15 protein-coding genes are annotated in these 20409 nt (G+C 59.3%); 9 read left to right on the plus strand and 6 right to left on the minus strand.

Translation table 11 applies throughout. The features are described from left to right. Window positions 1-257 precede the first annotated feature (257 nt). The 8 genes from cysT (at window position 258) to HLUSI_RS0120050 (ending at window position 13551) form a co-directional block, all read left to right on the plus strand. Window positions 258-1115, plus strand: a complete 858-nt coding sequence (gene cysT / locus HLUSI_RS0120025; protein ID WP_016835640.1) for a sulfate ABC transporter permease subunit CysT — start codon at window positions 258-260, stop codon at window positions 1113-1115. Window position 1116: 1 nt separating this feature from the next. Further along, window positions 1117-2043, plus strand: coding sequence for a sulfate ABC transporter permease subunit CysW (gene cysW / locus HLUSI_RS0120030; protein ID WP_016835641.1), 927 nt, complete (start codon window positions 1117-1119; stop codon window positions 2041-2043). Window positions 2044-2057: 14 nt separating this feature from the next. Continuing rightward, complete coding sequence (locus HLUSI_RS0120035; RefSeq protein ID WP_016835642.1) at window positions 2058-3158, plus strand: sulfate/molybdate ABC transporter ATP-binding protein; 1101 nt, start codon at window positions 2058-2060, stop codon at window positions 3156-3158. Continuing rightward, a complete protein-coding gene (locus tag HLUSI_RS0120040; protein ID WP_016835643.1) occupies window positions 3155-4090 on the plus strand; it encodes a CysB family HTH-type transcriptional regulator in 936 nt (311 codons plus the stop codon). The genes HLUSI_RS0120035 and HLUSI_RS0120040 overlap by 4 nt, the downstream gene beginning before the upstream one ends. 301 nt (window positions 4091-4391) lie before the next feature. Beyond that, window positions 4392-10874 (plus strand): two-partner secretion domain-containing protein, encoded by a 6483-nt coding sequence (locus tag HLUSI_RS34680; RefSeq protein WP_016835644.1) that lies wholly within the window; start codon window positions 4392-4394, stop codon window positions 10872-10874. Further along, window positions 10871-11263: a hypothetical protein gene (locus HLUSI_RS32925; protein WP_157137937.1), complete on the plus strand. Its 393-nt coding sequence runs from the start codon at window positions 10871-10873 to the stop codon at window positions 11261-11263. The genes HLUSI_RS34680 and HLUSI_RS32925 overlap by 4 nt, the downstream gene beginning before the upstream one ends. Window positions 11264-11293: 30 nt before the next feature. Further along, window positions 11294-11752: a hypothetical protein gene (locus HLUSI_RS32930; RefSeq protein WP_157137938.1), complete on the plus strand. Its 459-nt coding sequence runs from the start codon at window positions 11294-11296 to the stop codon at window positions 11750-11752. A 95-nt stretch (window positions 11753-11847) separates the two neighbouring features. Then, on the plus strand, window positions 11848-13551 hold the full coding sequence (locus tag HLUSI_RS0120050; protein WP_016835645.1) for a ShlB/FhaC/HecB family hemolysin secretion/activation protein: 1704 nt from the start codon (window positions 11848-11850) through the stop codon (window positions 13549-13551). A gap of 96 nt (window positions 13552-13647) precedes the next feature. Here HLUSI_RS0120050 and HLUSI_RS0120055 read toward each other — a convergent pair whose 3' ends face one another. From HLUSI_RS0120055 to HLUSI_RS0120075, 5 genes are all read right to left on the minus strand, one after another. Continuing rightward, the gene (locus HLUSI_RS0120055; RefSeq protein WP_029363808.1) at window positions 13648-15636 is read right to left on the minus strand and encodes a family 2A encapsulin nanocompartment cargo protein cysteine desulfurase; all 1989 of its coding nucleotides are present in this window, start codon (window positions 15634-15636) and stop codon (window positions 13648-13650) included. An 8-nt stretch (window positions 15637-15644) separates the two neighbouring features. Continuing rightward, on the minus strand, window positions 15645-16577 hold the full coding sequence (locus tag HLUSI_RS0120060; protein WP_016835647.1) for a family 2A encapsulin nanocompartment shell protein: 933 nt from the start codon (window positions 16575-16577) through the stop codon (window positions 15645-15647). A gap of 80 nt (window positions 16578-16657) precedes the next feature. Beyond that, complete coding sequence (locus HLUSI_RS0120065) at window positions 16658-16975, minus strand: helix-turn-helix domain-containing protein (protein WP_016835648.1); 318 nt, start codon at window positions 16973-16975, stop codon at window positions 16658-16660. A gap of 9 nt (window positions 16976-16984) precedes the next feature. Then, window positions 16985-17917, minus strand: a complete 933-nt coding sequence (gene epsC / locus HLUSI_RS0120070; RefSeq protein ID WP_016835649.1) for a serine O-acetyltransferase EpsC — start codon at window positions 17915-17917, stop codon at window positions 16985-16987. A gap of 64 nt (window positions 17918-17981) precedes the next feature. Beyond that, entirely contained in the window at window positions 17982-18479 is a 498-nt protein-coding gene (locus tag HLUSI_RS0120075) for a rhodanese-like domain-containing protein (protein WP_050977747.1), read from the minus strand. 310 nt (window positions 18480-18789) lie between these two features. On the opposite strand from HLUSI_RS0120075, the gene HLUSI_RS0120080 reads away from it, so the two are divergent. Further along, window positions 18790-19803, plus strand: a complete 1014-nt coding sequence (locus HLUSI_RS0120080; RefSeq protein ID WP_016835651.1) for a sulfonate ABC transporter substrate-binding protein — start codon at window positions 18790-18792, stop codon at window positions 19801-19803. A gap of 18 nt (window positions 19804-19821) precedes the next feature. Here HLUSI_RS0120080 and HLUSI_RS29755 read toward each other — a convergent pair. Next, on the minus strand, window positions 19822-20409 hold a 588-nt coding region (locus tag HLUSI_RS29755; RefSeq protein WP_016835652.1), incomplete at its 5' end, for a hypothetical protein.

The raw sequence follows: 20409 nt of genomic DNA on the forward strand, positions 1-20409 counted from the left end.
CTAGTTCCGAAGCGACTTTGAGCGGATGTTGACGCTTGGTTTTGCCCCCTCGATAAATCACTTCGGAAGTCATTCTTTATGCGTAAAACTTCTATGGACATGCAAAAAAATTCCTTCTCTTTATAACAATGTGATGCGATTATCTTCGCTCATTAGTCGTATTTGTAATAAGAGATCGCTCCGGTTGTTGTTGCTCTGATACGCGTTTGCAGGTGTCGAGGCGGCCCCGGAGAAGACAATAAAAAGGAAGTGCAAGCGTGACCGTCTCCATTGCCACGAACAAGAAAGCGCCGTTCCGGGTGTTGCCGGGCTTCCGCCTGTCGCTCGGTTTTACGCTGTTCTACCTCACCCTTATCGTGCTGATCCCGTTGTCGGCGGTCTTCCTCAAGACCTTCACGATGACCTGGGACGCTTTCGTCAGCGCCGTGACCTCGCCGCGCGTGATGGCCTCGTATCGCCTGACCTTCGGCGCCTCTTTATTAGCTGCTTTATTGAATGTGATTTTCGGCGGCATCGTGGCCTGGGTGCTGGTGCGCTATAAATTCCCCGGCAAGCGCATCATCGATGCACTGGTCGATTTGCCGTTTGCGTTGCCGACTGCGGTGGCGGGCATTGCGCTGACCACGCTGTATTCGCAGAACGGCTGGATCGGCCGTTATCTCGCGCCGCTCGGCATCAAGGTCGCCTTTACGCCGCTGGGTGTGCTGGTGGCGCTGACTTTCATCGGTTTACCCTTTGTTGTGCGCACCGTGCAACCTGTGTTGGAAGACGCCGAGCGCGAGCTTGAAGAAGCAGCCGCCAGCCTCGGCGCTTCGCGTTTGCAGACCTTTGCGCGGGTGATTTTTCCAACCGTGTTTCCGGCATTGTTGACCGGCTTCGCGCTGGCCTTCGCACGCGCCACCGGCGAATACGGCTCGGTCGTCTTCATCGCCGGCAATATGCCGATGGTGTCGGAAATCACGCCGCTGTTCATCATCACCAAGCTTGAGCAATACGACTACACCGGCGCCACCGCCATCGCCGTGGTCATGCTGATCGTGTCGTTCGCCTTGCTGCTGACCATCAACCTGTTGCAAGCCTGGGTCCGCAAGCGCGGCCAGGCCGAGAAAGTCTGACATGAGCGCCGTCATTACTCCGGGCATTACCGCTGCCACTTCGATAGCGCCGCGCGGCGAGCCCGCCTACGCGCCGGCCGCCACGCTGGAACCCTTGTGGGTGCGCATCGTGCTGATCGGGATCGCTTTCGCCTTCCTGACCCTGTTCCTGTTCGTGCCGCTGGTCGCCGTATTTTATGAAGGCCTGAAAAAGGGCTGGGACGTCTACATCGACAACATCATCGAACCGGACGCCTGGTCGGCCATCAAGCTGACCCTGCTGACCGCGGCCATCGCCGTGCCGCTGAACCTGGTGTTCGGCGTGGCGGCGGCGTGGTCGATCGCCAAGTTCGAATTCCGCGGCAAGAACATCCTGCTGACGCTGATCGACTTGCCGTTCTCGGTGTCGCCGGTGATCTCGGGCCTGATCTACGTGCTGCTGTTCGGCCTGCAAGGCTACTTCGGTCCCTGGCTGCGCGAGCACGACATCAAGATCCTGTTCGCGGTGCCGGGCATCGTGCTGGCGACGGTGTTCGTTACCTTCCCGTTCGTGGCGCGTGAACTGATCCCGCTGATGCAATCGCAAGGCAGCGAAGAAGAAGAGGCCGCGCTGGTGCTTGGCGCGTCTGGCTGGAAGACCTTCTGGCACGTGACCCTGCCGAATATCAAATGGGGTCTGCTGTACGGCGTGATCCTGTGCAACGCCCGCGCCATGGGCGAGTTCGGCGCTGTGTCGGTGGTGTCCGGCCATATCCGCGGCGAGACCAACACCATCCCGCTGCAGGTGGAAATCCTCTACAACGAATTCAATATCGTCGGCGCGTTTGCGGTGGCTTCTCTGCTGGCCTTCCTGGCGCTGGTGACGCTGGCGGTCAAGAGCTTTATCGAGTGGCGTCTGCATAAACAGTTGACCGCCCACGTCGCCCACCCCGGCGCGGATCTGGAATAAATCAGGAGCTGAGCATGAGTATCGAAGTCAAAGACATCAACAAGCGTTTCGGCAATTTTGTCGCGCTCAACAACGTTTCCCTGAATTTTCCTGCGGGCGAACTGACGGCATTACTGGGTCCGTCGGGCTGTGGCAAGACCACGCTGTTGCGCATCATCGCCGGCCTGGAGTCGCCCGATTCCGGCCAGGTCCTGCTCGACGGCGACGACGCCTCGGCGCGCCACGTGCGCGAGCGCCAGGTCGGCTTCGTGTTCCAACACTATGCCTTGTTCAAACACATGACCGTGTTTGAAAACATCGCCTTCGGCCTGCGCGTCAAACCGCGCGCCCAGCGTCCGTCGGAAGCGCAGATCCGCGAAAAGGTCACCAGCCTGCTCGAGCTGGTGCAGCTCGACTGGCTGGCCGATCGCTATCCGCCGCAGCTGTCCGGCGGCCAGCGCCAGCGCATCGCCCTGGCGCGTGCACTGGCGGTGGAGCCGCGCGTGCTGCTGCTGGACGAGCCGTTCGGCGCACTCGACGCCAAGGTCCGCAAGGAGCTGCGCCGCTGGTTGCGCCGTTTGCACGACGAGTTGCATGTCACCAGTATTTTCGTCACCCACGATCAGGAGGAAGCACTGGAAGTCGCCGATCAGATCGTGCTGATGAACAAGGGCAACGTCGAACAGATCGGTTCGCCCGGCGAGGTCTACAACCATCCGGCGTCGCCGTTCGTCTACGGCTTCCTCGGCAACGTCAACCTGTTCCACGGCCGCGTGCATGAAGGCGTACTGGAAGCCGGCGGCGTCACTTTCGACGCGCCCGACCACGCCCAGGCGCAGGACGAGAAAGGCATCGGCTACGTGCGTCCGCACGACCTCGAAGTCGACCGTTATTCTCCCGGCGCCGAAGGTATCGTGGCGCAGCTCAGGCGCTCGCATGCGATCGGTCCGCTGGCGCAACTGGAACTGGAACGCAAAGACAATTCGGAACTGATCGAAGCCGTCATTTCCAATGAACGCTTTGCACAATTGAATCTGAAAGACGGCGAAACGCTGGTGGTGCGACCGCGCCGCCTCCACGTGTTCGTCGACAACGCGGCCTCTACCGAAGCCGCCCGGAATAAGGATGCACGATGAATTTCCAACAACTGCGCTCGATCCGCGAAGCCGCCCGCTGCGGTTTCAACCTGACTGAAGTCGCCAATGTGCTGTTCACCTCGCAACCGGGGGTGAGCCGCCAGATTCGCGAGCTCGAAGAAGAACTCGGCGTCGAAATTTTCGAACGCAACGGCAAGCGCCTGATCGGTCTGACCGAGCCGGGCAAGGGTATCCTGCACATCGTCGAACGGCTGTTGCTGGAAGCGGAAAACCTGCGTCAGGCCAGCCAGGAATATGCCGGCGAACAAAGCGGCACGCTGACCATCGCCACCACCCACACGCAGGCGCGCTACGTGCTGCCGCGCGTGGTGCAGGCCTTCCGCGCAGCGTTTCCACAGGTGCGTATTGCGCTCCAGCAGAGCGCACCGGAACACATTGCCGAATGGGTCATGTCGGGCAAGGCCGACGTCGGCATCGCGACCGAAGGCCTGAGCCAGTTCAAGGACCTGGTGTCGTTTCCCTGCTATACCTGGCACCACGTCGTCGTCGTGCCGCAAGACCATCCGCTGCTGGCGCTCAAGCATCCGATCACGCTCGAGGAATTGGCGGCGCATTCGCTGATCACCTACGACGTCGGCTTCACCGGCCGCGGCCACATCGACGACGCCTTCCGCAAGGCCGGCATCGAGAAGGACATCGTGCTCACCGCGATGGACTCGGACGTGATCCAGCAATACGTCGCGCTCGGCCTGGGCGTCGGCATCGTCGCCTCGATGGCGATCGAGCAGGGCAAGCATCACGGCCTGCAGGCGATTGAGGCCTCGCATCTGTTTGCGCCCAACATCACGCGCCTGGCGGTGCGACGCGGCGCTTACCTGCGCGCCTACACCTACGACTTCATCCTGCAATTCGCACCGGAACTCAAGCGCGCCGACATCGTGGCGGCGCTCAATGAGCCGAGCTCGCACTAAGCCGGCTGCATAAAAAATCACCTCGGGCCGGACAACGGCCTGAGGCGATGTGTTCTGCAAGCCGGCCCCGTCTTCCGGCACACTCGTTCCGTAAATCCAAACCTCCTGTTGCCCAGGAAGCGGCGTGGTGTGGTCGACATGATCGAAATAAATCCTTGTAAAAATTATCGAATTTAATGGGTTGGAGTCGAAGGAGTTTGAAAATTCGATGGTGTCTCCCATTTTCAGATTTTTCCTATATTTTCTTTGAAGGTCAGTGTCTATAGTCGCGCGCTTAATCAATGATTGAGTGGGTGTGGACATGAACAAGAACTGTTATCGGGTCGTCTTCAATCGAAATACCTGCGAATACACCGCCGTCGCGGAAACCACCTGCACCCGGAGCAAAGGTCGCTCCACCGGCAGCGCCGCTTTGTTTATTGCCGCTCTCTCCGCACTTAGCGGTTTATTCTTCCTTCGCCTGCGTTATCTGGCCGTCGGCATCGCCGCACTCTTTGGCAGCGCTACCGTTGTCGACGCCCAGGTCGTGGCTTACCGCAATGCCCCGGGCAATCAACAGCCCACTGTCCTGCAAACCGGTAACGGCGTGCCGTTGGTCAATATTCAGACGCCAAGCGCCCAAGGCGTCTCACGCAATGTCTACAGCCAGTTCGACGTCGATAGCAAAGGCGTCATTCTCAACAACGCCCGCAACAATGCACTGACGCAATTAGGCGGTTGGGTGCAGGGTAATCCCTGGTTGGCGACCGGCACCGCCAAGGTCATCCTCAACGAAGTCAACTCCAGCAACCCCAGCTATTTGCGCGGCTATGTCGAAGTCGCAGGTGATCGTGCACAAGTCATTCTGGCGAATCCTTCGGGTCTGGTGATCAGTGGCGGCGGCTTCCTGAACGCCAGCCGCGCCACACTGACGACAGGTCTCCCCAACATCGTGGGCGGCGCGCTCGACTCCTACCGCGTCAGCGGCGGTACGGTCATCATCGACGGCAACGGCCTCGATGCCAGATCGACCGACTACACCGACATCATGGCGCGAGCCGTGCAGGTCAACGCCAACATCTGGTCCAACAAGCTCAAGGTCAGCACCGGCGTCAATACCATCTCCGCTGACAATAGCGTCGTGACACCGACCACTGGCGCAACGGGTGCAGCGCCCGGTCAATTTTCCATTGACGTGGCGAAGCTGGCAGGCATGTATTCGGGGCAGATCGTTCTGGTCGGCACTGAGCACGGTGTCGGCATGAACAATTCCGGGGTCATTGGCGCCGGTGCAGGCGACGTCATCGTTTCAGTGGATGGCCTGCTGCAAAACAAGGGCAGCATCACAGCCACGCAAAATATCGCCACCACCGCTACCGGCCTGAACAACCAGGGTAGCCAGTTCCAGGCGGGCGGCAGCACCACACTGGCACTTGGCGCCGGTCAGCTCGACAACAGCAATGGCTTGGTCCGCTCCAACCTCACCACGACAATCACTGCCGAAAACGTTAACAACAGCAATACGACAGGCGCTGATTTCGGCATACAGGGTCAAGCGGTAACGATTGCCGCCACCAACGTCAATAACAAGACGGGTACAGTTCGCGCCAACACCGATCTGACGATGGCCGGCGCAGGCGCCATAGACAACACCAATGGCTCGCTGTCTGCAAGCCAGACGCTGGACGTACACGACACCCATGCCGCTGGTAGTCCTAAAACTCAAACCATCGTCAATACCGGTGGAACGCTCATCGCCGGCAAGCAACTGTCTGTCGACAGCGCCACCATGACCGGCGATGGCAAAGCGCTCAGCCTGGGCGATCTGTCACTCGAGCTCGACGCCAACTACAGAAACACCGGCATTATCCAAGCCGATGGCAACACCACCGTCACGACCGCCGGCAAACTCATCAATAGCGGCAAGCTGCTGGCCGGCAAGACGCTCGCCGCCACCGCCAAATCGATCGACAACCAGACAGGTGGCCAACTCATCGCCAAGACCCATCAGTTGCGCGCCACCGACAGTCATACCTTTACCAATCGTGGCCTGATCGATGGCAGCGACACGTTCATAGACAGTCCGACGATCAACAACATCGGCACCGGCCGCATCTACGGCGACCACGTGGCTCTCTCCGGTGACACGCTCAACAATCTTGCAGAAATCGTCAACGGCGTCACCTCGGCACCGGTCATCGCCGCGCGCACGCGCATGGACCTGGGCGAGACCACCATCAATAACAGCGACCACGCCCTGATCTATTCCGCCGGCGACCTTGTTACCGGCAAGGCGCTAGACGCCAGCCACCAAGCCATCGGCATGGGCGACACCATCAACAACAGCAGCGCCACCATTGCCGCCGACGGCAACGCCACGATCAACCACAACATCGTCAACAACATCAACGCCCATCTGGAAACGACAGTCGAGAACAGCACCGGCCGTCGCATCGTGCAATATCGCCTGAATGGCGCGACCGAAAAGCTCGACGCCGACAGCGTACGCCTGGTCAACAAAGACAGCGGTCAGGTAGTGACCGACTGGGCACAAATGGGCGACGAAGACAACTACCGTCTGGTGCTCCCCTCGGGGCAGATGGTCAGTGAATGGACTATCTACGACGGCACCGAACAGATTTCTCGCACCAAGGTTACCCGCAGCGATCCCGGCATGATAAATATCGGCGGAAACCTGCGTTTTAACAGCATGACCGTCAATAACCGCAACAGTCAGATCATCGCCGGCGGCGACAACACCGGCAACAACGTCCTCGGCACCAAGCCTGTCAACAACGGCGTAACCGGCACGCAAGTCGTCACCACCACAGGCACCGCCAAATATACCTACATCAAGAGCCATCGTTTCAGCGCTGATGACCGTCGCTACGACGCCCGCCCGTATGAAGGTCAATCGATACAGACCAGTTTTTTGCTGGACATCACACCAACCAACGGCAGTGGTGCCCAGCAAGCCAGGACGCTTAAAAGTACTCCGAGCTCAATTCCCGGCAACACCAGCATGGTCGTACGCACCGGCAATCCCGACATCAGCCTGCCCGACAGCGCTTTGTTCGTACCCGGCAACAACCGCTACCTGATCGCCACCGATCCGCAGTTTGCCAACTACCGCAGCTGGCTCAGCTCAGATTTCATGCTCACTCAATTGAGCCAGGACCCCAACCTGGTCATGAAACGACTCGGCGACGGTTTTTACGAGCAGCTCTTGGTCCAGCAGCAGATTCAAAAGGCCATCGGCCAGCGCTACGCAGGCAACCACGCCAATAACGAAGCGCAATATCAGGCGCTGATGACTGCCGGCGTGCAAATGGCGCAGCTCTTCCACTATCAGCTCGGTATTGCACTGACTGCTACCCAGATGGCCATGCTCACCTCCGACATCGTTTGGCTGGTCAAACAAACCGTGGCACTGGCCGACGGCAGCACACAGGACGTGCTGGTGCCACAGGTCTACCTACGCGCCAACCGCCTGCAAGTGACCGGCGAAGGCACTCTGATCTCCGGCACCAACGTCAATTACCAGACCGCAGGCGACATCCTCAACTACGGCACGATTGCCGCTAAAAATACTGCTGTGCTGGCCGGCAACAACATCAACAATCTCGGCGGCCGCGTGTCCGGTACCGATACGATATTGCAGGCGCAGACCGACATTAATAATTTGGGCGGCAAGATCGACGGCAGAAACAGCGCGGCCTTGCTCGCCAATCGCGACATCAGCGTCAACAGCACCAGCGTATCGACCGCCAACGCCACCACCAGCGGCAGCAACATCGACAGTGTCGCCAGCGTCACCGGCAACACACTCACCATGGCCGCCGGACGTGACATCACCGCCAACGCTGCGGTGATCAATGCCACCGGCAACGCCAATCTCTCTGCCGTGCGCGACGTCAACCTCGGCACGGTGACGCAGGGCTACACCGAGCAAATACGCTGGGCCGATGACAAGGGCGCCTCCAACTGGGTCAGTACACTCACCGGCCCCAATTTCGTCGATCAGGCCAACGGTGCCCACGGCACGGAAGCGGGTGTGAATCGCGCCACGGTCACTGCCAGCCAGGAGGTCGCCACTCAAATCACCGGTAACAACATCAGCATCAACGCCGGCCACGACCTCACCACTAAAGGTACGCAAGTCACAGCCGTCGCTGCATTGGCCGCTACCGCCGGCAACAATCTGAACATCGGCACCGCCAATGAATCGGCCAGCGCGCGCGACGAGCACCAGAAGAGTTCCAGCGGCATCCTCAGTGGCAAAACCACGCAAACCGACGACGCCAGCAGCTATAGCCGCCAAACCGGCAGCACCTTCAGCGGCAACACCACCGTGCTGGCCGCCGGCAACAACGCCACCATCACCGGCAGCGACGTTGTCTCCACACAAGGCACGCAGATTACCGCCGTCAATGACATCAACATCGTCGCCGCCACCGACACCAGCACCGAAAGCCATTACAAGAAAGAAACCACCTCCGGCATGTTCAGCGGCGGTGGCCTTGGCGTCACCGTCGGCAGCAAGATGCAAAGTACAGCCCAGACCCGCAGCAGCAGCACCGTAAGCGGCTCGACCGTCGGCGCCACCAACGGCGACGTGACCCTGGCCGCCGGCCAGCACTACACTCAGACCGCCAGCGCCGTTATTGCCCCGCAAGGCAACGTCAGCATCAGCGGCAAGCAAGTCGACATCACCGCCGGCGTCAACACCGAGCAGAACACGCAAGAAACAAAATCCAAGCAGCAAGGCGTCACCGTGCAAATCACCAATCCGGTGGTGTCTGCCGTGCAAACCGTGATGAGCATGCAGGATGCCAAACAAAAAACTAAGAACGGCCGCAGCAAGGTGCTGGCCGATGCTGCCAGCGCCTTGGCCGTAGCAAACGCCGCAGGGGCAGTAGGCGGCAGCGCCGCCCCGGCCGGTGGTGTCGATCTAGCCATCTCGATGGGTACCTCCAGCAACCAGAGCAACACCGTACAAACCAGCACGACGTCGGCAGGTTCGACCGTCGTCGCAGGCGGCAATACCACGATCATCGCCATCGGTGCAGGTGCAAAAAGTAATCTCACCATCGGTGGCAGCGAAGTCAGCGGCACTAACGTCAACCTCAAAGCCGACAGCCAGATCAACCTTATTGGTCAGCGCAACAGCAACGAAGAACACAGCACCAACAAGGGCAGCTCGGCCAGCCTCGGAATTTCCTTCGGCAGTTCTGGTTTCATGGTCAATGCCAGCGCTTCGGGTAGTCGTGGCAAGGGCGATGGCAGCGACAGCGATGTCACCAATACGCACGTCAAGGCCAGCAACCAACTGACGATGAACTCCGGCGGCGACACCACCATCGAGGGAGCAACGGCGTCAGGCGAGCAAGTCACCGCCAATGTCGGTGGCAATCTCAATGTGGAAAGCCTGCAAGACACCAGCCAATACAAGAGCCAGCAGCAAAGCCTGGGTGGCAGCATCAGTGTGGGCCTCGGCACGAAAGGCTTTGTGTCAGGTAGCCTCAGCGCCTCAAGAAGCAAGGTCGACGGCAACTACCAGAGCGTCACCGAGCAAAGCGGCATCCTGGCGGGAGCTGACGGCTTCAAGATCAACGTCAACGGCAACACCGACCTGAAAGGCAGCAAGATCACCAGCAATGACAAGGCCATCACCGACAACAAGAACAGTTTCACCACCGCCAGTCTGACCACCAGTAACCTCCAGAACAAGAGCGACTACAAGGCCGAGAGTCAGAGCTTTAGTGTCGGTGGCGGTAACAGCGCCCTGAACGGCGCGGGCATTGGATTTGGCAAGGACAGCGGCAGTGTATCCAGCACCACCACATCTGGCGTCTCAGGCATTGCTGGCGACACAACCGTTCGTAGCGACAAAGACAACAGCAACGCGCTCAAGAAGACATGGAACGGCAAGGAACTGCAACAAGACGCCGAAGCGCAAAACCAGATCATGCAGGAAGCAACAAAACAGGTATCGGTGGCGACCATTTATCGTGTCATTCAATCTGCTACGGCTGATAAAAAAATCCTGTTACAGAAATGCGATAGCGGTGGGCAAAACTGTCAGAGCACAAAAGTCGACCAAGCAGATGTCAAAGTGATCGATGGAAAAATTTACGTCTACAACCACGGCATTATGAATACAGAAAAGCAAGCGTTGGAGAATGCTGGAAGACAAAGTAATGATGCAGCAAATGCGCACGGTGTCTACGTCATCATTAATCCCTACACGGGTAATCCTGTGGCGGAAGTGTTATATGCCGGATGGGACAAGCTCAATGAGATTTTGGGCGCCGCTTTGCCTATCAGTAATGCTAGCAAAGCGAATATTGATATACGTGAACAAGCAAAGATGCAAGGCGGTGTCGTAATTGAAGTTGATCATAGCCGAGGCAGTCTAACAAGTAGCAATGCGGTGGCGGAACAATTGAATCGCGGGACAACAGATGTGGCAATAGGTAGTGTCACGTTCAATGGTGCGGCGGCGAATGCAGACCGTATGGCCGACCGCGTTAATCAGGCTACCAGCGGGAGAGGTGTTGTTTACCAATCTACACACAAGAATGATCCGGTGGGAACGATGATTGGTGGGAATGCGCCAACTGGAGGCAACACATCGTCATTTCCTGACTCGCACGGGGCCTATACGGGATATTTGCCTCCAGAGCGTAATGATAGTGGAGATCGCAATCGCTCACGGAATGAAACTGACGTTGTATGGGGGAAGGGGCAAATCAGTACGCCCCTACTTGTTCCACCCAAAAATATAAATAGAGTTAAAAAATGAACCTTAAAAAAAATATTTTCAAAACGGATTTGCAGTTATTGCGGACCGTAGTTATGACAACGATTTTCTCGCTTGGAGGCTGTCAATCCATTGCTGATATGGATAAACCATTGCCACCAGAATATTTTCTATGGAAAAAATCAGGAGCAAGCGTTGATGATATCAAACGTGCAGACCGGGGCTGTTGGAATGAAATTCAAAGAAATAAGGAACTATCGTCCGGCACTAGTGAAGATCGTGCCAACTATAGCGACATTTGCATGTTGAAAAAAGGCTATGTATTCGTGCCGAAGCCGGATGGATATCCGGACATTTGCTCCTATCAGACGTTTAAGAACTCCTTTGCGTGTCGATCCACACGTGGTGAATACCATGCCCTACCTGATTGATAGGACGTCAGCCACCTACATAATTTTTTCATGAAAATAAAAAGAGAATCGCTCGCAACTTTCTTTGTACTTATTTTAAGCATGGCTGGGTGCGTTAGTGCACCAGAACGATTTAATGCTGACGAATATAAGACTCAGATTGACGCGATTAATCGTGTTGCAAGAAGGCCAAATATGTTTATCGTCATAGTGCCGTCACCAGGTAATGGTGTCGCCAATGCAATGATGAGTGGGATATTGGGAGTAATGAATTCGAATGCCATTGAATCTCTGGAATCACTACTCAATCTTAAAAGTGACCTAGCGATCGGGGTAGTTGGTCATTCGTCGTTAGTCACCGTTGCGACAGTCAAAGCTGCAATAGAAAAAGTAACTCAGAATACTTCTTCGAAACATATTTTTTTGTACGTGGAGACCGAAGAAGCCATCAAACTAAACGCATCATCCAATATTAAAGTGACAGTGATTGGCAAGAAAGCAGGGCAGTAAATCGAGACCCATCTCATCTGGAAGTTGGTCGTGATAACCCTCCACCAACAAGCGACCTAGCGCAGTCAAATCAAACGACAAAAAGAAATAAACTCATGCAAAGCATCACACCAGGCTTGCTCAGCAGCCTCGCCATGCTGCTCGCCAGCGGATCTGTCCAAGCGCAAACCACCGGCACTGATATCGCCGCCAACCAGGAGCAACTACAACGCGAACGCGAGCGGTTACTGCGTCAGCAGCAGGAGCAGTCGCCCGATGTGCGCTTGCCGGCGCCGAAAGAAGTCGATGTCTCTACAATTTTTCCAGTGCAAGAATCGCCTTGCTTTCCCATCTCTCGGATCAGCCTGATCGGCGAAGCGGCCGAACGATTTCAGTTCGCACTGAGCAGCGTCACCGGCCAAGGCGGTGCGCTTGGTAGTTGTCTCGGAACAGAAGGCGTCAATATCGTCATTGCGCACATGCAAAATGCGCTCATCCTGCGAGGCTATACGACATCCCAGATCCGAGCAGCGACCCAAGATCTTAAGACCGGCGAGCTGGTCCTGACGATCTTGCCCGGGCACGTGCGTCACATCCGTTTCGCACCTGATGCCAGTCCGCGCGGAACCGCCTGGAATGCCCTGCCGATCAACGCAGGCGATATCCTCAATCTGCGCGATATCGAACAAGGGCTGGAGAATTTCAAACGTGTATCGACGGCACAAGCTGACATCGAGGTGGCTCCCACCGAAGCGGCCGAGCGGCCCGGTGATAGCGACCTGGTGATCCGCTATCAGCAAAGTTTTCCGTTTCGCTTCAATGTTGCGCTCGACGATGGCGGTTCCAAGGCCACCGGCAAATACCAGGCCGGCGCCACGCTGTCTTATGACAACTGGTGGACTCTCAACGATCTCTTCTATGCAAGCTGGAATCGCAGTCTCGGTCACTATGGCGATCATGGCGTCAACAGCTATACGGTCCATTATTCCGTACCTGCCGGCTACTGGATGCTGGGTGGCACGTTGTCAGGCAGCCGCTATCATCAGCAAGTTGCCGGCGCAAACAACTCCATTATTTATAGCGGCCAAAGCGAAAACGCCGAATTGAAGTTGTCCCGCCTGATATACCGCGATGCCGTCCGCAAGACGACGCTGTCGCTCAAAGGTCTGCTGCGCAACTCGCGCAACTTCATCGACGATACCGAAGTCGGGCCGCAACGCCATCGGACCAGCGCGTGGGAGGCCGGCGTGAATCATCGTGAGTTCATCGGTGATGCCACGGTCGATGCGAACCTGGTCTACCGCCGCGCACTTGACAAGCAAGGCCGGGAACCCGAATCTACCGCCGATCTTCCGCAGTTGGCGACACGCTACGGTCTCTTCGTGGCGGACGCCACGATCAATGCGCCATTCCAGATCGCCGGCCAGCGCCTGCGTTACAACGGCAGCGTACGCACGCAATGGAATCGTGGCGCATTGCCGTCGCAAGACCAGTTCGCCATCGGCGGCCGTTACACTGTGCGCGGCTTCGACGGCGAACTGATCCTGCAGGCCGAGCGCGGCTGGCTGGTTCGCAACGAACTGGCGTTGGCATTAGGGCAGGGCAATCAGGAGTTGTATGCCGGCATTGATGCGGGACAGGTCAGTGGACCGTCGGCGCAATATCTTCTTGGAGATCGTTTGGCCGGTGCAGTCATCGGCTTGCGCGGGGCATTCTGGACGGTGAGCTATGACGCTTTTATCGCCAGGCCGTTGAACAAGCCGGATGGATTCAAGACTGCGGACGTAACGGGTGGGTTCAGTGTCAATCTTGCATTTTGATTGTTATAACTGCTGTCGGGATTTTCAAGAAAAAAGCGGCCATGTCCGAAGACATGGCCGCTTTGATAGCAGACATAACAGACTTTCGATCGCTCGTTAACCGGCTCGCCGTTGTCCGGCGAGCCTTCTGACGACCGTCGCAAGACGGTCGATTTCGTCGAAGGTATTATAAAAAGCCAGTGACGGCCGCACCGTCGTTTCGACGCCGAAACGGCGCAGAATCGGTTGGGCGCAGTGATGGCCGGTACGCACCGCGATGCCTTCTTCGTTGAGCGCATGACCGACTTCCTCGGTGCTGTAGCCTGCCAGAACGAACGACATCACGCTGGCCTTGTCGTCGGCCGTGCCGATCAGGCGCACGCCCTTGATCTCGCGCAGCTGCTGCATGCCGTAGACCAGCAGGTCGTGCTCATGGCGGGCGATGTTTTCGATGCCGATCTTGTTGACGTAGTCGATCGCGGCGCCCAGTCCGACGGCGTCGGCGATGTTGCCCGTGCCCGCTTCGAACTTGTTGGGGATCGGCTGGAACACCGTCTTCTCGAATGTCACGTCGGCGATCATGTTGCCGCCGCCTTGCCACGGCGGCATGTCTTCCAGCACGTCGCGCTTGCCCCAGACCACGCCGATGCCGGTCGGACCGAACACTTTGTGGCCCGAGAACACGAAGAAGTCGGCGCCCAGCTCCTGCACGTCGACGCGCATGTGCGACACCGACTGTGCGCCGTCGACCAGCGCCTTGGCGCCGGCGCGATGTGCCAGTTCGACGATTTCCTTGACCGGCGTGACCGTGCCGAGCGCATTCGACACCTGGGTGATCGCCACGATCCTGGTGCGGTCGTTGAGCAGCTTGCGATATTCGTCCAGCAGGATCTGACCTGAATCGTCCACCGGTATCACGCGCAGTTTCGCGCCCTTGGCGGCGGCCAGCTGCTGCCAAGGAACGATGTTGGCGTGATGCTCGAGGTTGGAGACGATGATCTCGTCGCCTTCGCCGACATGCTGCGCGCCCCAGCTCTTGGCCACCAGGTTGATGGCTTCCGTCGTGCCGCGCACGAAGATGACTTCGTTGACGTCCGGCGCGTTCAGGAAAGCCCGCACCCGCTCCCGTGCGCCTTCGTAGGCGTCGGTGGCGCGCGCGGCCAGCTCGTGCGCGGCGCGGTGGATGTTGGAGTTTTCGCGGCGATAGAACTCGCTGATGCGGTCGATCACCGATTGCGGCTTGTGCGTGGTGGCGGCGTTGTCGAACCAGATCAGTGGCCGGCCATTGACGCGTTCCTGCAGGATAGGGAAGTCACGGCGCACGGTGTGGACATCGAATGCCGCCGCCTGCTGCGCACCGGCAGGCTGGTGCACCGCGTGCGGCGCTGGCTTGGCCGGCGTGACGTAGCCGCTCGGCAGCACCACCGAGTCGACGAAGTAATACTGCGGCCTGGCGGATGGCGAAGGCGCGGATGAGGACGATGCCGCACCTGGAATTCCGGTCGCCGATGGCGCAGTCAGGCTGCGGTGTTCCGGGATCGGCGGTGTCGGCAAATGATATGCATCCGGTGTTGCCGGTCCGGGGACATTTCCTGCAGCAGGCTGTCCATAGCTGTCGCTGAGGAAATAGTAAGGCGATGCGCCGGCTGTCGGCCGAGTGCCGCCCGACCCGCCAACTGATTCCGGCACGCCCAGCAAGGCGCCGCCGCTGCGTGCATCGTAGGCAGGCACTGCGCTCAGGATCTTGTCCGGTACGCCGTTGCCGGCCGGAGCAACCGGGGCCAGGGCAGGCGCGCGATTGCCCAGCGACAGCACTTGGGTCGGCGATGCCGGGATCAGGTTGGCGCCGGGAATCTGGCCCTGCGGGATCGGTGTGCCGGGTACGCCCGGCCCGAAACCTGCCGGACTGACCAGCGGCGAACCGGGCGGTGCAATGTTGGCGGGCGCCTGCACACCGTGCGGTGCAAACGGCGGCGCCGGCGGGGCCGAGAAGAACTCGGTCGCCAGGCGCGCCAGCACCGCCGGATCGAACGGCGCGCCTGATGCTTCAGGAACGCCGACGGGCTGGCCGGACGGCAATGAGGGTGGGGGCGAAAGTAGGCTCACGTCGCGGCTTATTTATAGGTGTCGGGATAGTCGTGGTACTTGCCGATCTCGACATCGTCGAGCACCGCCAGCGCGTCGGTGGTCAACACCGCGAGCGAGCAATACAGCGAAATCAGATAGGACGAAATCGCATGGTTGTTGATGCCCATGAAGCGCACCGACAAGCCCGGGCTTTGTTCGCCCGGCAGGCCGGGTTGGAACAGACCGACCACGCCCTGGCGCTTGTCGCCCACGCGCAGCAGCAGGATCTTGCTCTTGCCGTCGGCCACCGGCACCTTGTCCGAGGGGATCAACGGAATGCCGCGCCAGGTGATGAATTGCGAACCGAACAGGCTGATGGTCGGCGGCGGCGTGCCGCGACGGGTGGCTTCGCGGCCGAATGCGGCGATCGCCAGCGGATGCGTGAGGAAGAAGGCCGGTTCTTTCCAGACCTTGGTCAGCAGCTCGTCGAGATCGTCCGGCGTCGGTGCGCCGGTCAGCGGGAAGATGCGCTGTTCATCGGTGACTTGCGCCAGCAGGCCGTAGTCGGGATTGTTGATCAGTTCGCTTTCCTGGTTTTCCTTGATGGTCTCGATGGTCAGGCGCAGCTGTTCCTTGATCTGGTCATGCGGGCTGCTGTACAGATCGGAGACGCGGGTGTGCACGTCCAGCACGGTCGACACCGCGTTGAGGAAATATTCGCGTGGATTTTCTTCGTAGTCGACGAAGGTGCGCGGCAGCTGGTTTTCTTCTTCGCGTGCGGTGCAGGTGACCTTGATCGATTCGGGATTCTTGACCTTGTTGAGGCGATAGATGCCGGCCTCGACGGGAACCCATTGCAACAGATGCGTCAGCCAGCGGGGGCTGATGGTTTCCAGTTGCGGTACGGTTTTGGTTGCGTTTGCTAGTTGCCGTGCGGCGTTATCGCCAAGCGCGGTGGTACCGCCAACTGTTGCCGACATCGTGACTCCAATTCAATAAGTGAAATAAAAAAGACGACTGAAAAATGACCGTCAGAGTGTGGCGTCTCGGCGTTGTTGCCTCAACATGCTATAGCCATCAACTTGATCCCGCGCACCAGGTTCATCTGGCTGATCGCTTCGCCGCGCGTCACCAGGGCGGAGGGCGTCAGCTTCAGAGCGACGGCCAGTTTCTCGACGGTAACCAGCGAGGCGATGGCGCAGCCGCGCTCGATTTCGCCGATGTAGGAGCGATTCAGGTTGGAGTTCTCGGCCAGGCGTTCCTGCGACCAGCCGCGCGCGCGCCGCAGCTGGCGCACGCCGATCCCAAAGCTCTGCACCAGGGCGCTGGAGAGCGCCTCGACATCGGCCTGGCGGGCAGGACGAACGGGCTTTCTCATGCTGCCCCCTCACGCGCCGGCGTTGGCCAGGGACAAGGAATCCTCGCGTGACGCCGCCTGCGAGATATGGGCGCCGGCGGGGACGTCATGCGTGAGCCAGACATTGCCGCCGATGACCGCGCCACGGCCCAGGCGGATGCGTCCCAGAATGGTCGCGCCCGCGTAGATCACCACGTCATCCTCGACGATGGGGTGGCGCGCCCGGCCTTTTTCCAGCTTGCCGTCGGCGTCCGTGGGGAAACGCTTGGCGCCAAGCGTCACGGCCTGGTAGATGCGGACGTTGTTGCCGATGACGGCGGTCTCGCCGATCACTACACCGGTGCCGTGATCAATGAAGAAGCCGGCGCCGATGATGGCGCCCGGATGGATGTCGATACCGGTGGCGCCGTGCGCGAGTTCGGCGACGATGCGCGCCAGCAGCGGCAGGCCCAGGACATACAGCTGGTGGCCGAGGCGATAGTGGATCATCGCCAGCACGCCGGGATAGCACAGCAACACTTCATCAACGCTGCGCGCCGCCGGGTCGCCCTGATAGGCTGCCAGCACGTCGCTGTCGAGCAGGGTGCGGATGGCCGGGAGCGCGGCTGCGAAGGTCCGGGTCGCCGCCAGTGCATCATGCTCGATGTCGCGCTCGGGGGCGCCGGCGACGCTGGTGAGCGCGGCGTTGTATTTCAATTCGAGCCGCACCTGTTTCAGCAGCGAATGCAGTGCCGCATCCAGTGCATGAGCGACGTGGAAATCTTCGCTTTCCTGGCGCAGGTCGGGCGGGCCGAGGCGCATCGGAAACAGCACGCCCTTCAGGCTCTCGATGACTTCGGACAGCGCATCGCGCGAAGGAAACTCGCGTCCCCCCGGTTCGCTGGCGCGCCGTTGCGCCTGGCGCCAGCTGAGACGCGCTTCGTGCAACGACTGCACGATGTTGGGAATGTCGAAAGTGGCCACGCTGTTCCTTTATCTTTACTTGTTGTCGTCCGGCCGGGCTTGGTCCTGCATTCAGTCCCCGTATTCAGTCCTGGATCCAAGGCAGCCCATGGAAGCGCCAGCCGTCGGCTTTGCCGCGCTGCTGCTGCGCGTCGATCTCGCCTTCGAAGCCTTCCAGGACATTGAAAATACAGGTGAGGCCGGCCTTGGTCGCCGCTTCCGCCGCGAGCGCCGAGCGCTTGCCGCTGCGGCACAGCAGCAGCGCGACGACCTCCTTGCCGCCGATCTTGCTTTCCAGTTCACGCACGAAGCGCGGATTGCGCGTCAGCGCAGTGCCGGTCGCCCACGGCACATGGATGCTGCCGGGAACATGGCCGACAAACTTGCGCTCTTCATTCGAGCGGACATCCACCAGCAAGACCTGCCGGGTGGAAAACAGCTTCCAGGCCAGCACCGGCGGAACGCCGCCGGCGTAGGGCAGGGAAGAGGATCGGGCATCGGCCTGGATGGAGGCCAGCTCCTCGGGCAAGGCCGCTGTGGATACAGGGGATTGGACAGGTGCGGACGAATAAGCGACGGACATGAAGGAGACCTCGATGATTGTTCTGACGTTCTGAATGTTCTGACCTTGCGAATCGGCTCGGACCTGCTCGCCATCGCGGTCATTCTGGTGGCGATAGACGACAGCAGGCCGTTGACATAAATGTACGGGTCGCCAATTTGAAATAAAACGAATAAAAACGAGTTCGCTAGTTTGAAAAACAAATAAGAAGACTGCGGTGCGAATCGTCGGCGACCGCATATTGATATGGTTTTTTATTCGTTCCCTGCTGCGGCTTCCCGTCTTTACAGTAAGCAGACCCGCGATCAACTTGATCAATCATAAAAAACACATGAAAAAAACAACCACCTTGAAATCGAATACCGTCTCCGCCGTCAATAGCTTGCGTCGCAACGTCCTCAAGGGCGGGGCAGGATTCAGCGCTCTCACTGCCTTTACTGCGTTGACGTCGCTGTTCCCACTCTCCGCCTCGGCCGCCACGCGCGAGCTGCGCATCGGTTACCAGAAGGGCTTGCTCAGTCTGCTGAAGGGGCGCGGCACGCTGGAAAAACGCCTGGCGCCTTTGGGCGTCTCGATCAAGTGGATAGAATTCTCGGCCGGTCCGGTGCAGCTGGAAGCGCTCAGCGTGGGCTCCATCGACTTCGGCGACGTCGGAGAAGCTCCGCCGATCTTTTCGCAGGCGGCGGGGTCGCCGCTGGTCTATGTTGCAGCGACCGTATCGCGTCCCGGGCTGGAAGGCATCCTGCTGCCGGCCGGTTCCGCCATCAAGTCGGTGGCCGATCTGAAGGGCAAGAAGATCGCCCTGAACAAGGGTTCCAACGTTCACTACTTCCTGGTCAAGCTGCTGGAAAAATCCGGCCTGCGCTATGCCGACGTCAACCCGGTCTGGTTGTCGCCTGCCGACGCGCGTGCCGCATTCGAAAAGGGCGCCATCGATGCATGGGCAATCTGGGAGCCTTACCTGGCGGCCGCGCAAAGCACCTTGTCGGCGCAGATCCTGGCGGATGCCAACGGCGTGGTGAAGAATCGCGCCTACTATTTTTCATCGAAGGACTATGCGCAGAAGAACAAGGACGTCATCAACCTCATCATCGATGAACTCAACCAGATCGACGTCTGGGCCAAGGCCAACCATGCGGCCTTGTCGGCGGAACTGTCGACGGTGCTTGGCTTGCCGAAACCAGTAGTCGACATCATGGTCGGCCGCTACAGCTTCGGCACCGAACCGATCACCGGCGCCATCCTGGCGGAGCAGCAGCGCATCGCGGATACTTTCTTCGACCTGAAATTGATTCCCAGGAAGATCGACGTGAAGGAAGCTGCGCCGCCATGGCTGGCGGTGTGATGTTCGATTGATGTGTTCCTACGCCGCGCGAGCCTGCGTTCCGGCTTGCGCGGGAAGACAGCCGAGCCCTCGCAGCGTGGCGCGGACGGCCTCATCGAGCGGCGTATGCGGCTCTTCATCAAGCACCTGCAGCAGGCGCACGTTATCCATGCGCACCGGCTGTTGCCACAGGTAGCGCATCTCTTTCATTTCACGGAACAGCGGTACGAACGGCGCGGCCGGGCCGAGCAGCCACCACGGGAAGCCGCGCACCGGCAGCCGTGCATTGCCAAGCACGCGGCGGATCGCGTCCGTCATTTGCGTGCCGTCGGCGTCCCAGTGGCCGTTCATGTGGAAGCGCGCGAAGCTCTCCAGCGACGACTCTCGCTCCAGCAGGCGCGACATGGTTTCCGCGAGGTCGGGCAGGTAAGTCCACTGATGGCCGATGCCGGGTTTGCCGGGATAGATGATGGAGGCCGGCGTCTTGCCCGGCTTTACCAGCCCCTGCGAAAACCAGTTGTTGCCGGCATGCGGGCCGAAGAAATCGCCCGCGCGCACGATCAGGCTGCGTACGCCATTGGTCGCCGCGGTTTGCAGGCGCTGTTCCATCTGCGCGCGGATCGCGCC

Source organism: Herbaspirillum lusitanum P6-12 (assembly GCF_000256565.1).
Lineage (GTDB): Bacteria > Pseudomonadota > Gammaproteobacteria > Burkholderiales > Burkholderiaceae_D > Herbaspirillum > Herbaspirillum lusitanum.

Bases quoted from the DNA above. Each gene is read 5' to 3' on its own strand.
- HLUSI_RS0120040 (WP_016835643.1), top strand. From the start codon at position 3,155: ATGAATTTCCAACAACTGCGCTCGATCCGCGAAGCCGCCCGCTGCGGT.
- HLUSI_RS0120035 (WP_016835642.1), top strand. From the start codon at position 2,058: ATGAGTATCGAAGTCAAAGACATCAACAAGCGTTTCGGCAATTTTGTC.
- HLUSI_RS32925 (WP_157137937.1), top strand. From the start codon at position 10,871: ATGAACCTTAAAAAAAATATTTTCAAAACGGATTTGCAGTTATTGCGG.
- cysW (WP_016835641.1), top strand. From the start codon at position 1,117: ATGAGCGCCGTCATTACTCCGGGCATTACCGCTGCCACTTCGATAGCG.
- HLUSI_RS34680 (WP_016835644.1), top strand. From the start codon at position 4,392: ATGAACAAGAACTGTTATCGGGTCGTCTTCAATCGAAATACCTGCGAA.
- HLUSI_RS32930 (WP_157137938.1), top strand. From the start codon at position 11,294: ATGAAAATAAAAAGAGAATCGCTCGCAACTTTCTTTGTACTTATTTTA.
- HLUSI_RS0120050 (WP_016835645.1), top strand. From the start codon at position 11,848: ATGCAAAGCATCACACCAGGCTTGCTCAGCAGCCTCGCCATGCTGCTC.
- HLUSI_RS0120080 (WP_016835651.1), top strand. From the start codon at position 18,790: ATGAAAAAAACAACCACCTTGAAATCGAATACCGTCTCCGCCGTCAAT.
- HLUSI_RS0120075 (WP_050977747.1), bottom strand. From the start codon at position 18,479: ATGTCCGTCGCTTATTCGTCCGCACCTGTCCAATCCCCTGTATCCACA.
- HLUSI_RS0120065 (WP_016835648.1), bottom strand. From the start codon at position 16,975: ATGAGAAAGCCCGTTCGTCCTGCCCGCCAGGCCGATGTCGAGGCGCTC.
- HLUSI_RS0120060 (WP_016835647.1), bottom strand. From the start codon at position 16,577: ATGTCGGCAACAGTTGGCGGTACCACCGCGCTTGGCGATAACGCCGCA.